At 36.5% G+C, this 15084-nt stretch carries 14 protein-coding genes and 1 pseudogene; 8 read left to right on the top strand and 7 right to left on the bottom strand.

Annotation, left to right across the window (positions count from 1 at the left end):
* Positions 1 to 104: 104 nt before the first annotated feature.
* The 4 genes from AZF08_RS08435 to AZF08_RS08420 form a co-directional block, all read right to left on the bottom strand.
* A complete protein-coding gene (locus tag AZF08_RS08435; RefSeq protein ID WP_033675108.1) occupies positions 105 to 1577 on the bottom strand; it encodes a sodium:solute symporter family protein in 1473 nt (490 codons plus the stop codon).
* Complete coding sequence (locus tag AZF08_RS08430; RefSeq protein WP_033675109.1) at positions 1574 to 1771, bottom strand: DUF3311 domain-containing protein; 198 nt, start codon at positions 1769 to 1771, stop codon at positions 1574 to 1576. Before AZF08_RS08430 ends, AZF08_RS08435 begins: the two co-directional genes overlap by 4 nt.
* Position 1772: 1 nt before the next feature.
* Entirely contained in the window at positions 1773 to 2948 is a 1176-nt protein-coding gene (locus AZF08_RS08425) for an amidohydrolase (RefSeq protein WP_033675110.1), read from the bottom strand.
* A 151-nt stretch (positions 2949 to 3099) separates the two neighbouring features.
* The gene (locus AZF08_RS08420; RefSeq protein WP_033675111.1) at positions 3100 to 3813 is read right to left on the bottom strand and encodes a C39 family peptidase; all 714 of its coding nucleotides are present in this window, start codon (positions 3811 to 3813) and stop codon (positions 3100 to 3102) included.
* A gap of 441 nt (positions 3814 to 4254) precedes the next feature.
* Here AZF08_RS08420 and AZF08_RS08415 point away from each other — a divergent pair, with 441 nt between their 5' ends.
* From AZF08_RS08415 to AZF08_RS08390, 6 genes are all read left to right on the top strand, one after another.
* A complete protein-coding gene (locus tag AZF08_RS08415; protein ID WP_033675112.1) occupies positions 4255 to 5673 on the top strand; it encodes an amino acid permease in 1419 nt (472 codons plus the stop codon).
* 283 nt (positions 5674 to 5956) lie between these two features.
* Positions 5957 to 6832, top strand: a complete 876-nt coding sequence (locus AZF08_RS08410) for a cytochrome aa3 quinol oxidase subunit II (RefSeq protein ID WP_033675114.1) — start codon at positions 5957 to 5959, stop codon at positions 6830 to 6832.
* Positions 6833 to 6865: 33 nt separating this feature from the next.
* Positions 6866 to 8800, top strand: a complete 1935-nt coding sequence (gene qoxB / locus AZF08_RS08405) for a cytochrome aa3 quinol oxidase subunit I (protein WP_033675115.1) — start codon at positions 6866 to 6868, stop codon at positions 8798 to 8800.
* Positions 8801 to 8813: 13 nt separating this feature from the next.
* Positions 8814 to 9416, top strand: coding sequence for a cytochrome aa3 quinol oxidase subunit III (qoxC, locus tag AZF08_RS08400; protein ID WP_033675116.1), 603 nt, complete (start codon positions 8814 to 8816; stop codon positions 9414 to 9416).
* Between the two features lie 2 nt (positions 9417 to 9418).
* Complete coding sequence (gene qoxD, locus AZF08_RS08395) at positions 9419 to 9730, top strand: cytochrome aa3 quinol oxidase subunit IV (RefSeq protein ID WP_033675117.1); 312 nt, start codon at positions 9419 to 9421, stop codon at positions 9728 to 9730.
* A 223-nt stretch (positions 9731 to 9953) separates the two neighbouring features.
* On the top strand, positions 9954 to 11783 hold the full coding sequence (locus AZF08_RS08390; protein ID WP_033675118.1) for a monovalent cation:proton antiporter family protein: 1830 nt from the start codon (positions 9954 to 9956) through the stop codon (positions 11781 to 11783).
* 178 nt (positions 11784 to 11961) lie between these two features.
* Here the strand turns inward: AZF08_RS08390 and AZF08_RS08385 are convergent.
* A pseudogene (locus tag AZF08_RS08385) lies at positions 11962 to 12270 on the bottom strand (DDE-type integrase/transposase/recombinase); the annotation flags it as partial.
* Positions 12271 to 12419: 149 nt separating this feature from the next.
* On the opposite strand from AZF08_RS08385, the gene AZF08_RS08380 reads away from it, so the two are divergent.
* Positions 12420 to 12653, top strand: a complete 234-nt coding sequence (locus AZF08_RS08380; RefSeq protein ID WP_082246080.1) for a DUF4022 family protein — start codon at positions 12420 to 12422, stop codon at positions 12651 to 12653.
* Between the two features lie 14 nt (positions 12654 to 12667).
* Positions 12668 to 13105, top strand: coding sequence for a GNAT family N-acetyltransferase (locus AZF08_RS08375; RefSeq protein ID WP_033675119.1), 438 nt, complete (start codon positions 12668 to 12670; stop codon positions 13103 to 13105).
* 224 nt (positions 13106 to 13329) lie between these two features.
* On the opposite strand, the gene AZF08_RS08370 is transcribed toward AZF08_RS08375, so the two are convergent.
* Together AZF08_RS08370 and AZF08_RS08365 are read right to left on the bottom strand one after the other, a co-directional pair.
* Positions 13330 to 13530 carry a helix-turn-helix transcriptional regulator gene (locus AZF08_RS08370; protein WP_033675120.1) on the bottom strand — a complete coding sequence of 67 codons (201 nt, stop codon included), beginning with the start codon at positions 13528 to 13530 and terminating at the stop codon, positions 13330 to 13332.
* Between the two features lie 149 nt (positions 13531 to 13679).
* Positions 13680 to 14972: an NCS2 family permease gene (locus tag AZF08_RS08365; RefSeq protein WP_033675121.1), complete on the bottom strand. Its 1293-nt coding sequence runs from the start codon at positions 14970 to 14972 to the stop codon at positions 13680 to 13682.
* Between the last annotated feature and the right edge of the window lie 112 nt (positions 14973 to 15084).

Here is a 15084-nt window from a genome sequence, read left to right as displayed (position 1 = left end):
CCTCTCAAGATGTTACCGTTATATTTCTCCATCTCGGGAAAATGTATGCAACGAAAAAAGCTATCTCACTAAAGTAAGATAGCTTTTTTCGTTGCATGCCACTCCTATTTCTCTAACACAGTAGAATTGCGCTTCACTTCAATATCTCTAGTCACAATACTCACTACTAACATAACGATAATATTTACGCCTAACGCAACAATCCCCACATTTAAATCCTTAATATATTGCGGAAAGGATGGAAACATGTTCGCTATCGTGGAGCCAGATAACGTAATATAAGCAACAATTAAAAGCCCCATACCCATCCCAGCAATAGCTCCTTGTTTTGTGACAACCTGACGACGAAATAAACTACATACAAGTGCAGGAAAAAGCTGTGTTACAATGCTATACCCCATTAAAAGAAGTGCACCAATTGTTTCCCCGCCTTTAAATGTAAAAAAGACAGCTACAAGTGTCACAACAGGAACAAATAGCTTAGCAGCTCTTGTTACCTGCTTATCTGAAACAGATGGCGCAAGAACCTGATAAATATTCTTTGCAAGCAATGTCGAAGCTGCCATAACGAGCATAGATCCTGGTACAAGGGCAGTTAATAATCCAGCGCTACCGATAATACCAATAAACCACGGGTCAAATGTTTGAATAGCAAGGCGAAATAGAGATAAATCTGCGTCAGCTCCCTGTAATCCTGGCACTTGTAAAATGGCTGCGAACCCAGCAAAAAAGACAAAAAGTAAAACAAGTGAATAAAGTGGCATAATTGCCGCATTTTTCCGAAAAACCTTTTCACTTTTCGCCGAAAAAGCTGAAGCAAACGTATGTGGCCACATATAAAATCCGAGTGCTGTTAATATAATAGTAGAAACAAACCAAGAAATACTCATTCCCTGTTCAGGTAAAGTTAAAAATCCTGGCTTCGCTGCTTCTACCGCTTCAAACATTGGCTGAAATCCTCCGTAATAATGATACGGTAAATATATTCCTAAAAACAGAACGATAACTAAAATCATAATATCCTTTAGCGCAGCAGTCCAGGCCGAACCGTGTATACCAGAAATCATCACATATATTGTAATCGTAATTGCACCGATCCATACTGCAAAAACTGGTGATACTTTTCCATATGATGCTTCAGAAACAATAATCCCTAATCCCTTTAGCTGGAGAACAAGATACGGAATAATGGACACCACTCCAATAATCGAGACAATGATTCCTAACGTCTTACTATTATATTTTTTTGTAAAGAAATCAGATTGCGAGACAAGTCCATGCTGTTTTGCATACTTCCAAACCGGTGGCAATAAGAAGTAAGATAAAATATATGCTAATGCCCCGTATCCTAAAATATAAAAAGTAGGTGCCCCCTTGCTATATGCCCAGCCGCTGCCACCTAAAAATGTAAAAGTCGTGTAAATCTCTCCTGCCATAAGAAGAAAAACGAAAATGGTTCCAAATCCTCTTCCACCGACTGACCATTGCTCTAAGTTCATATCTTTTCCACGTTGTGCACGAATTCCTAAAAATAAAGAAAAACATAAAAACAAAGTAATAATGATAAGTGCTGTCATTCCGTCCCCCCCTTATTCGCAGGGTCTAACCAATACAGAAGTCCCATACAAAAAGAAGTAATGAATACAGATAATAAAATCCAAAACAACAGAAATGGCATCCCTAATACGTAAGGAGTGACTGAATTTGTAAATACAGGTCCAATAACTAAACAAAGAACTGGAATAAGCGCTAATACGTGTATTTTTTTCATCTCATTCTCCTTCGTTCATAAAGTTCAAAACAGATGAAACAAAAACTTCTACTCCAATCGGCAATGCATCCTCATCAATTGTAAAACGGGGATGATGATGTGGATATACGATACCCTTCTTCGTGTTTCCAGCGCCAATGAAGAAAAAAGTCCCCGGTGCTTCTTGTAAAAAAGCTGAGAAATCTTCTCCTGCCATCGTTGGCTGTAAACGAACTACCCGGTCCCTTCCGTAAAGTTGTAATGCTGTATTTTCCACAAGTTGTGTAACCTTCTCATCGTTTACAACTGGGCGGTATCCATACTCATATGAAAATTTGTAATTTGCACCATAAGATTCTGTAATATATTTAACAATCCTTTCAATCTTCCGAGCTGTGTCTTCTCGTAATTCATGCTTTAAACTTCTCACGGTCCCTTCGATTTCTGCATGTTCTGGGATTACATTATGCGCTGTACCAGCATGAAATTGTGTAACTGATAAAACGAGAGAATCCAATGGGTTTGTAAGACGCGATACAATTTGTTGCAGTTGTACAACTACTTGTGTACCGATTGCAATACTATCAACTGTTTCATGTGGAATACCTGCATGCCCTCCTTTTCCTTCTATTGTAATTTTAAACACATCAGGTGCCGCCATTGCTGGACCATAAATCACCCCGATTTTCCCGACTTCTAGCGAAGCCCAAAGGTGTGCTCCAATAATATAATCAACATTTTCCATCACGCCTGCTGCAACCATCTCCCCAGCACCACCTGGAAAATTCTCTTCGGCATGTTGAAACAAAAAGCGAATTTCACCTTTAATTTTTTCCCTTTGCTCTACAAGTGCATATACCGTACCAAGCAACATTGCAATATGACCATCATGTCCACATGCGTGCATCACACCTGGATAGGTAGAAATAAATTCAAACTGATTTTCTTCTTGAATAGGAAGCGCGTCCATGTCAGCACGAATGGCAATAGTTTTTCCAGGTTGTTTACCAGTTAGTTTTGCCATGATGCTATACTTTGTCGGTCGTGAGATTTCTAGATGAGGAATTGTTTGAAGTATGTCAAATACGAATTGCGATGTTTGTTCTTCTTGAAATGACAGTTCTGGATACTTATGAAAATGCCTTCTCCATGCTATTAATTGATTTTTCGAAAGAACAACCTCTTTTGCCAGATCCATTTATCCTCTTCCTTTCTTCACCAAGTTAAATGTTATTATAACTTGAATCTCACTTTAAATAAATAATATTCTGAATAATTAATTATTTAAGATAGGATTTTTACTTACAAAATATAAAAAAGGCACCTTATAAAAGATGCCTTTTTTATTTTTATAGAATAGTGATTGCTTGTTTGCCCATTTGCTCCCAAGCTTTTTCAAATTGCGTACGTGAGATTTTTTTATTCGAGTTACCAGCAAGTGGATCGTTAATGTATACAAAATTTTGGTCGTATCCAACGACAACTGCACTATGTTCATAATATGTGATTTTCACATCTCCATCATTCGTATTCCATGTTTCAAAACTATCTTCATCTAACGGCTTAAATGTCGTATTAGCAATTATCCATACTGGCGAACCTGAACTAATTACCTTATATATATCCTCTATATCTCTTCCTGTTAAATTCACCACTTTTTCAGGAACATACTTTTCTGCAAGTTTAAAAATCGGTTGATGGTATACACCATATCCCGGCTCAGCTTTTGTATAAATATTCCCCACAAATCCTTCGTGCGGATTACCACGAAGATTATTTTCTTTAAAGGGAACCTGATTTATTTCATTCGCAAGCTTCATCTTATCAACTTGTACACCTTTATATTGTAATAACATTGCTAAACTAGTAACCTCGCACCCTCTTTGCAATTCCGGAAGTTGTTTAATAAATGGAACCTGTTCAATCATAGCCGTTTCTTTCTTCTCAAACAAAAAATCCACACGTAACTCTTGAACCTTTTGGAAAATTTTATTTTTCCCTACGAATACTGCAGCGATAAGTATAAGCCCTAAAATACATATGTATTTGAATTTCTTTAACATATTCAAAACTCCATTACTTCATTATTTTCTTCTTGTTATTAAACATTACTCTTTTAATTGTACCTTTCTTCCTCTCAGTTTTCCAGAAAGATTGTATGAATTATTATTCAGTTTACATGTTTTAAAATTCTGATTTTTTGTAATAAAAAGAAAAATAAATATACATTTTCAGAATATTTTGCTAGAATTAAAAATGTTTACATGGTGAAAGAAAACTATATTTCTTTCAATCACAAAACAAGTGCTCAAAGAACACTAATCGTTGTTGTTTTTTATTACTACTCACGCACCTAGAAAATATACGTAATTAACTCGTATAGAAACATAAAGAAAAACTACAATTAGTATGTTTTTCATCCCCCACTGATGATTAGTGAAGCGAAGTAAGCTCAAGTATGAAGCGAGCAAAACAAACAAGGGAAAATATGGGGTGAAGGGAATATGCATCAAACAACTACAGAGCAAACAGGCTTAAAACGTACAATGAAAAGCAGACACTTATTTATGATTGCACTTGGTGGCGTCATTGGTACCGGATTGTTTATGGGATCTGGACAAATTGTCCATAATGCCGGACCGGGTGGGGCTATCCTTGCATTTTTAGTTGGTGGTTTCGTAATGTATTTAACGATGCTCTGCCTTGGCGAATTATCTGTTGCCATGCCAGAAGCAGGTTCATTTCAAAGTTATGCAAGCAAATTTATTTCACCAGGTTTTGGATTTGTCGTCGGTTGGATGTATTGGTTAAACTGGGCTGTTACGGTTGGTGTAGAGCTTACAACGGTTAGCATTTTAATGAAGCGTTGGTTTCCAGATGTATCTTCATGGATTTGGTGCGTTACATTTGCAGCAATCCTCTTCGTTGTAAACGCTTTATCTGCGAAAGCATATGCAGAGGCGGAATTTTGGTTTGCCAGTGTAAAAGTCTCCACAATTGTTGTCTTCATCATCCTTGGAGGCGCTGTTATATTTGGATTCTTAGATTTCAGCGGAAAGCCAGCACCAATGCTACATAACTTCACAGAAAATGGCGGACTATTTCCAAATGGTGTTCTAGCCGTTCTTTTTACAATGATTACAGTAAATTTTTCATTCCAAGGAACGGAATTAATCGGAATCGCTTCCGGTGAAAGTGAAAATCCTGAAAAAACAATTCCAAAAGCAATTAAAAATACAATTTGGCGTACTTTATTCTTTTTCGTATTAGCAATTGCAGTTGTTGTCGGCTTACTCCCATGGCAAGAAGCAAACCTTGTAGAAAGTCCATTCGTACTTGTCTTTGATACAGTCGGAATTCCATACGCAGCTGATATTATGAACTTTGTTATTATTACGGCTGTACTATCAGTAGCAAACTCAGGATTATACGCTAATTCTCGTATGCTTTGGGCTATGTCAAAACAAGGAATAGCAAGTCCTATATTTACAAAATTGACAAGTAAAGGTGTACCACTAAACGCTTTAATTTTCAGCCTGATTTTTGCAAGCCTTTCTCTACTAACAAGCGTGTTTGCAGCAGATACTGTCTTTTTAGTATTAACGTCAATTGCAGCAATGGCAGCCGTTGTCGTTTGGATGTCCATCGCAGCTTCACAATTTTTCTTTCGCAAGGAATTTATTAAAAATGGTGGAAATATAAACGATTTAAAATATCGTACACCGCTTTATCCAATTGTTCCAATCCTAGCTTTTTCTCTAAATTTTATTACATTTATTAGCTTAGCTTTTATTCCCGAACAAAGAATCGCCTTTTACTGTGGAATCCCATTTATGATTATTTGCTACATCTTGTACCAAATTAAATATAAAAAAGTTGACACATTTGAACAGCAACGAAATATTACACAGAGAATAAACTAAATATATAAAATATTCAACTATCTTACCTTATGATAAGATAGTTTTTTTCTATTTCTTGGATATCTTGGTATAACTTTATTTATCTTAAAATTTTTACAATCGCATTTCCCCACCAAAAATAGTTTACAATGTTATCAAGTTACAAATGATATTCACCTTAAAAAGTGTGCATTTGTGTCTATTTTTTAACAATCTAACAAAAACTATTGCCTTCTATAAATTAATAGGTTTATATTATTTTATTGGCATAGTTTCAATCCAAGGAGAAAGGAGATTTTCAATCGTGCAACTAAAGAAATCGTTTTGGAAGTTGGCTTCACTTCTTCCGTTATCACTACTCTTGTTCCTCGGTGGCTGTGAGAAAAAACTTGCAGTATTAAATCCTCAGGGACCTGTTGCAAAAGCACAGTATGATTTGATCGTTTGGTCATTCGTACTTATGTTATTGATTATTGCAATTGTATTCATCTTGTTTACAGTCATCTTAATTCGTTATCGTGAAAAACCAGAAAATATGGGCTATGAACCACCTGATCAACACGGTAACACGTTATTAGAAATCATTTGGACGATTTTCCCAGTTATTATCGTTATTGCGTTATCAATTCCAACGGTAAAAGCTACTTATGCTACTGAAGAGGTGCCAAAAGAGTCCAAACATATTAAACCAGTTGAAATTTATGTTACATCTGCCAACTGGAAATGGTTATTCAGTTATCCAGAGGAAAAAATTGAAACCGTTAACTATTTAAATGTACCAGCTGGTACACCAATCCAATTTAAATTAACATCTGTTGGTCCAATGAACGCCTTCTGGGTTCCAGAACTTGGTGGTATGAAGTACACAATGGATGGCATGATTATGGATTTATATTTACAAGCTGATAAGCCAGGTTCTTACCTAGGTCGTAGCTCGAACTTCTCTGGTGAAGGATTCACTCACATGGAATTTGAGCTTGAAGCAAAAACAAAAGAAAAGTATGACAAGTGGGTAAAAGAAGTACAAGAAACTGCCCCTAAATTAACAGAAGACAAATATAATGAAATTATTAAACCTGGTGTAGTAGGGCGTATGACATTCTCTAGTCACCACTTAAGTTACGTAGATCCAAAATCACTTGAGTATTGTGATTACAACTACTACAAAAACAAAAAGTAAAAGATACTATTCCAACAGATTGGAGTGAACACAGTGAAGCTTGATGAATTTTTTGTCACAGGTGATCCGATTATTTACGGTGCTGACGCCTCTATTGTTCTTGTGACATTAGCGATCCTTTTCGTACTAACAAAGTACAAAAAATGGAGATGGCTTTGGGATGAATGGTTAACAACTGTTGACCATAAGAAAATTGGGACCATGTATATTATTTCTGCCGTTATCATGTTATTCCGTGGTGGTATGGACGGGTTAATGATTCGTGCACAGTTAACATTCCCAGAAACAACTTATTTAAACGCTGAACACTATAATGGAATCTTTACAACGCATGGTACAGTTATGATTCTTTTCATGGCGATGCCATTCGTTCTAGGATTAATGAACGTCGTTGTGCCATTACAAATTGGTGCTCGTGACGTTGCATATCCATTCTTAAACGCACTAAGTTTTTGGTTATTCTTTATCGGAGCAATGTTATTTAACATCGCTTTCGTTATCGGAGGTTCTCCAGACGCAGGGTGGACATCTTACTTCCCAATGGCGGGTACAGAATTCACTTCTGGTGTAGGTAATAACTACTACGCAATTGCCCTGCAGATTTCAGGTCTTGGTACGTTAATGACAGGTATTAACTTCCTAGTTACAATCCTAAAAATGCGTACACCTGGCATGAAATTAATGCACATGCCAATGTTTACATGGTCTATTTTAATTACATGTGTAATCATTATTTTCGCTTTCCCAGTATTAACAGTTGCTCTTGCATTAATGACATTTGACCGTCTATTTGATGCTCACTTCTTTACGATGGCGAGCGGCGGTATGCCGATGCTCTGGGCCAACCTGTTCTGGGTATGGGGTCACCCTGAAGTATATATTGTTATCTTACCGGCATTCGGTATTTTCTCTGAAATCATTAGTACATTCTCACGTAAACGTCTATTCGGTTACAGTGCAATGGTGTACTCAATGGTTGCAATTTCGTTACTAAGTTTCGTCGTATGGCTTCACCACTTCTTTACGATGGGGTCAGGTCCAGCGGTTAACTCATTCTTCTCGATTTCGACAATGGCGATTTCGATTCCAACCGGGGTTAAAATCTTTAACTGGTTGTTTACACTGTATAAAGGACGTATTCGTTTTACAGTTCCAATGCTTTGGTCATTGGCATTTATTCCAAACTTTGTAATCGGTGGAGTTACAGGGGTTATGCTTGGAATGGCAGCAGCTGACTATCAATACCATAACAGCTACTTCCTAATTGCTCACTTCCACTACGTATTAATCGCAGGTACAGTATTTGCAATGCTTGCTGGATTCACATTCTGGTATCCAAAAATGACTGGTCATATGCTAAATGAACGCCTTGGTAAATGGACATTCTGGATCTTTATGATTGGATTTAACATCTGTTTCTTCCCAATGTACTTCTTAGGTTTAGATGGTATGACTCGTCGTATGTACACTTATTCAGAAAGTCTTGGATGGGGATGGATGAACCAAATCGCATCTGTCGGTGCAGTCATGATGGGTATCGGCTTCTTAATCCTTTGCTACAACGTAATTTGGAGCGCACGTCATGGCGAGCGCGATGTAACTGGAGATCCATGGGATGGCCGTACGCTTGAGTGGGCAACTCACTCTCCTGTACAGCATTATAACTTTGCAAAACTTCCTGAAATTAAAGAAGCTGATGCTTACTGGTTCATGAAGAAACGCGGAGAAACAATTACACCAAAAGCAGATGAATTAAAACCAATTCACATGCCAAGTAACTCTGGTGTGCCAATTATTATGTCTACATTCTTTGGTCTTGCAGGTTTTGCATTAGTATTTAGCTGGTTCTGGATTGCAGCAATCGGTGGCATTGGTATTTTAGCTTGTTTAATCTACCGTTCATTTGATTATGACGATGGTTACTACGTAAGCGTTGATGAAATTAAAAAAACAGAACATGTAGCATGAGAGGTGAAACGAAATGGCTGCTTTAGATAAAAGCTTACCTTTAGAATATCAATCTGAACAAAGCAGATTGAATATCCTAGGATTCTGGATTTTTCTTGGGGCTGAAATTATGCTGTTCGCAACACTTTTCGCCTCTTATCTAGTACTTGCTGGTCGTACGGCAGATGGTCCAACGCCAGCACAATTGTTTGAAGTTAAAACACTTTTAATTCAAACACTCCTACTTTTAACAAGTAGTTTTACATGTGGGATCGCAATTCATGAAATGCGTAAGCATAACCAAAAAGCTATGTTAGGATGGTTCCTTTTCACATTACTTTTAGGTGCAGGCTTCCTATTCTTTGAAATTGAAGAATTCATCATGTATATCGGTGAAGGCGCTACTATCCAAACAAGCGCATTCTTATCTGGATTCTTCGTTCTTCTTGGAACGCACGGTGCCCACGTAACGGGTGGTATCATCTGGGCAACTTGTGTAATCATCCAAATTTTAAAACGAGGATTAACACCAGTTACAGCTCGTAAAGTATTCATTATCAGCTTATACTGGCATTTCCTTGACCTTGTTTGGATCTTTATTTACACACTAGTTTACTTGAACGGGATGGTGGCGTAATAATGGGACAAAACAATACACAAGCGAATGGACATGCGCATAGCGGGTTTCCATGGTCACACGTTTTTGGATTTATTTTATCGCTTGCACTAACGTTTCTTGCTTTATACGTTGCGCTTTACACAGACTTGCCACTTTCAACGATATTAACAACTATTATCGTAATGGCACTTGCGCAAGGTTTATTACAATTAATTATGTTCATGCACTTAAAAGAAGGAGAAGGTAGAATTCAAATTCTTACAATGATATACAGTTTCTTCGTTGCAATTGCAACAGTTGGTCTTACTGTATGGATTTTCTTCTCTATGTAATAGACATAGAAAAGACTGCTGAGGTAATCTCAGCAGTCTTTTTATTTGTTCTCTTCCCCTCTTCAACCACATTACAGAAATTACAACATTATCATGTAAAGTATACTTATTATGACAAATGTTAAGAAAAATCTTTCTTTATGGAATCGAGTTCACATGCATTGCTTTTCTTCCTATAATATGGCTAAAATAAGTACTATATTATTTGAAGGGAGAGAACGCAGTGGAACATCATTCTTCAGTCCTATCACTCATGATTGTTGTCGCAATCGCGTTTTTCATTCCCCTTTTGTTACAACGCTTTAAATTAAAAGCACTTCCTGTCGTCGTTGCAGAAATTATCGCAGGAATTTTTGTAGGAAAAAGTGGATTTAACGTTATTGAGCCCGACATGTGGCTCCAAGTCTTATCAACACTAGGATTCATCTTCTTAATGTTCTTAAGCGGTTTAGAAATTGACTTTTCTATCTTTAAACAAAAAGGGAAAAAGAATAAGACAAATGAACCAAATACGTTCCAAGCAGCAAGCATTATCTTCTTATTCATCTTCATCTTATCCTATGCCCTGTCTCTTATATTCGTATGGCTTGGATTTGTAGATAATGCAATGTTCATGACTTTAATTATTTCAACCATTTCTTTAGGTGTTGTTGTACCGACATTGAAAGAAAATAATTTAGGAAAAACAGCAATCGGTCAAATCATTTTATTAGTCGCTGTTATCGCTGACTTAGTTACAATGATTTTACTCGCTGTATTCGTTGGATTAAATTCCGAAAGCGGCCAAAGCATGTGGCTTCTTCTCGTTCTATTTGGCGCAGGTATTGTAATTTACTTTGTCGCAAGACGCTTTAAAAATATTCCATATCTAGAAAACCTAAAGGCTGGTAGCGTACAAATCGACACGCGTGCTGTTTTCGCACTTATTTTAATACTAGTCGGATTATCTGAATCTGTTGGTGCAGAAAATATTTTAGGTGCCTTTTTAGCAGGAGTACTCGTATCCTTATTATCACCAAATGAAGATATGGTCGAAAAACTTGATTCCATCGGATACGGCTTCTTCATTCCAATTTTCTTCGTAATGGTTGGTGTTAATTTAGAAGTATGGTCTATTTTTAAAGAGCCTTCTAGTATGCTAATGATTCCAATTTTAATTGTTGGACTCTTTATTTCAAAATTATTACCATCACTTGTACTGCGTAAATGGTACCCACGTAATATCGTATTAGGAAGTGCTATTTTATTAACATCTACACTTTCATTAGTTATTGCAGCAGCACAAATTGGTGAAAAGCTAAGTATCATTAGTCCAAGTCTATCTGCTTCACTTATCTTGAGTGCAGTTATTACATGTATTTTTGCACCTGTACTATTTAAAAAGATGTTTCCAAGGGTGGAAACACCAAAACCAAGAGTTTCTATTATCGGTGCAAGCCGAATTACACTTCCGTTATCACTCGATTTAAAACGTGAAGATTATGATGTAACACTGTACATGATGCGTCAAAATAAAGTAAATGCAGAGGAAGTGAAGTCCCACGACTTCCCAATCGTAAAATTAAATACAATTAGCATTGAATTATTAGATGAGCAAAACGCTTTCGATGCAGATCGTGTTGTCGTCGCCACAAGTGATGATGAGCATAACTTATTATTAGCAGAACACGCAAAAGAAGTAGGCGTTGAACATGTCATTGCAAGTGTAGAGGATCCTCTTCTACAGGAAAAAGCAACGCAAGAACATATTGCAGTATTCTCAACTATTAACTCCACACGTATTTTATTACGAGCACTTATTGATAAACCGAGTCTCGTTCGTTTAATTACAACTGCAAATGAAACCGTTCGTGAAGTTGAATTACGTAGCAATAAATATAACGGTTTACCACTTCGTCGCTTACCGTTCCTAGGTGACGTGCTGATCATTCAAATTTACCGTGGTAATAAAGCATTGGTACCACATGGTGATACAAAATTACAAAATGGTGATACACTTCTTGTAACAGGCTCAAAAGAGCATATTGATACAATGAAAGGCATATTAGAATAGTAAAAAGTTCCCTCTCGATTTAAAATGTACCCTTTGTAAAGGACATTAAAAAAAGCCTAGGCAGCTTGAAGAAGATGATCTCTATATTGTGGTCTTACCCCTGTCAAGTAGACAGGAAAAGAATAGGTGTCTGCCTTTAAGCAGCCTTAGTTCGAAATTCAACAGGACTAAGGTTGTTTAATTTCTTTTTTAATTCATCTAGAGTTGTACATGCTTGAATAGAGGCTTCATCTTTAGGATGACCAAAGAAAGATTCTTGGGGAGCGTTATCCCAACAGTTTCCTCTTCTTGACATGGATTGTTGCAAGCCTAGTTTCTTAACTGCTTTTTGAAAATTAGGGTGCGTATACTGAATTCCTTGATCTGAGTGAATCAAGGCATCTTTGGCTTTCTGAAAGTTTTTGTTCCTTTTTAACTTTAGAAGGGTGTCTGTAGCTAATTCTACAGTCATACGTTCTGATATATGATGAGCTAAAATTTCACTAGTCTTTATGTTTTTCTTAATTATATACAAAAACCCTATAGGGAGACTTTTTTAGTGTCTACTCTATAGGGTACATTTTACAATACGCCGAATTTTTTTTCTTAATATTCTTATTTTATCATGGTAAAATATTACTATCATATATTATGGGGATGAATTACAATATGTCTATTTCAACTTTAGCTCTTTTATTATTAGGAGAAGTACTCGTCGCCATTATTCTCATTGGCATTAGCATTGAAATTTGCAGTTACGGATGGAAGAAGTCAACTGGAACGAAATACTTTTGCCTCTGCCTCTCTCTATTTCTCGGTACATGCAGCATATTAGGTCTTTGTGTTGCACCAGCATATTTCTTTCTACAACTTATAGAGAAATCATCATAAGAAAGGATGATTGTGTGTTTACGATTAAACGTATTGATGCCTCTGAAACATACGTCTTGCGTCAAAAGATTTTGCGACCAAGTCAAGCACTGGATGATTGCCAATATCCTTTTGATTACGAATTACATACCTTTCATCTAGGTGCATTTCTAAATAACGAACTCATCAGCATCGCCTCTTTTTCACATGAAACTCAAGCTAATTTACAAGGTAGCAATCACTATCGTTTAAGAGGTATGGCTACAGTACCCTCTTTTCGAAAACAAAACGCTGGAAGCTCATTAATCCATCAAGCTGAAATAACCCTAAAAGAACGCCAAGCAGAGGTACTTTGGTGTAATGCTCGTATTACGGTTACAGATTACTACAAACGATTAGGATTCCATGAACATGGTGAGATATTTGATATCCATCCGATTGGACTTCATAGCTTGATGTATAAAGCATTATGAAAGAACAGCTTTTGTATGATCTACGAAACACGCTTCATACTTTCTCTAAAAAACACCAAAAAGCCTTTCATATATGCGGAAGGCTTTTTGGTGCTTTAGTCATTCTACTCCTATAGTTGTTTTATCCTGTATTAATGGACAATAAGCCCCTCACAATGATAGAAGTTTCACTTTATGTCTTCAATCATTAACTGCTCGTCTTCTACTATTCTCATTCCTATTTGTTACACTTGCTCCTCCCAAAATAAATCATTTAACGTTTGGTTTAGCGCATAACAAATTTTCAAACACAAATCTAAAGAAGGATTATACTTTCCCTTCTCAATTAAACTTATTGTTTGCCTTGTAACTCCTACTTTTTCTGCTAATTGTTGCTGTGTTAAATCCGACTGAACACGAGCAATCTTTATTCTACTTACAGCCAATCTACGCCCTCCTTCACCATTAATCGTAGCGTATATATTACATCATGCAATTTATAAATTGCATGATGATTAAATCTTTCTATAGTAAGTTTCACTTTATTATACACGAAAAAAGGTACTTCCTATGAGAAGTACCTTTTTCTATCACATTATAAGAACAAATGACATCCAAACAAAATTGCAAAGAAATACAGCAGTGGATGAACTTCCAGCCCTTTCCCTTTCACAATCTTTAAGATTGGATAGATTAAAAATCCAAGTGCAATCCCATTTGCAATACTAGATGTTAACGGAATACCTACGAAAATTAAAAATGCTGGCAATGCATCTTCAAATTCATTCCAATTAATATCACGAATACTTTGCGCCATTAGGCTTCCGACTATAATTAATGATGGAGCTGTAATAGCTGCTACACTCGATAACGAGGAAATAACAGGGCTGAAAAATGCTGTCACGATGGTTAAGCAGATTACTACAATACCTGTTAATCCTGTTTTACCACCTGCTGCGATTCCTGCTGATGATTCAATCGTTGCTGCTGTTGGGCTTGTCCCGAACACTGCTCCTGTGGTACCACCGATTGCATCAGCGATAAATGCTTTCCCGAAACGTTTTTCGGTATTATCTGTATTTAAACCAGCTTGTTTAATTAGTCCAAGTAGAGCTCCTGTTGTATCAAATAAAAGTACGAGTAGGAATGAAAAAACAACACCATATAACCCGTATTCAATTACATCAGAAAATGCAGTTATAGGATTTGAAACAATAACGCCTTTTGGTAAATGAGGAATCGCTGCAATTTTATCCTCAAATTTTAATTGTCCCGTAAAAAAGGCAATGATACCTGTCACAATCATACTAATAAAGAGCGCACCACTTACACGTAATGCCATTAACACTGCCGCTAAAACCAAACCAATTAACGTTAAAATAACAGCAGGTGAATGAAAATCTCCGATTGTAACTAAATTAGATGGATGATCAACTATAATTCCAGAAAGACGTAGTCCAATAAAAGCAATAAATAATCCAATCCCACCTGCAATTGCGTGCTTTAAACTATCAGGAATTGCTACAATAAGCTTTTGACGGAATGAGGTGAAAGATAATAAAAGAAAAATAATACCTGTTACAAATACCGCTGAAAACGCAATAACATATGTAATACCTTCTGCTTTTTGCACAACAGAATAGGCAAAATACGCATTCATCCCCATAGCCGGAGCAATAATAATTGGATAGTTTGCTAAAAACGCCATACATAGCGTTCCGACAACTGTCGCAATAATCGTTGCCGTAAATGCTTGATCAAATGGTACACCTGCATCAGCTAATATTTTGGGATTGATGACAAGAATGTACGCAAATGTAAAAAAAGTTGTGATGCCGGCTAAAATCTCCTGCTTCACAGAAGTATTATACTTTTGTAATTGAAACATACTTAGGTACCTTCCTACACAATGGATTATTATCACACACTCTTTTCTTACTATTATGCGAGAAAATGTAATACTTAATCTTACCAATCAATAAAAAGAAGAGTCAATATAT

The organism is Bacillus gaemokensis (genome assembly GCF_001590835.1).
In the GTDB taxonomy this organism is placed as follows: Bacteria; Bacillota; Bacilli; order Bacillales; family Bacillaceae_G; genus Bacillus_A; species Bacillus_A gaemokensis.
Note: the sequence above shows the minus strand (reverse complement) of the source record. Positions and strands in the feature narration are given on the sequence as shown.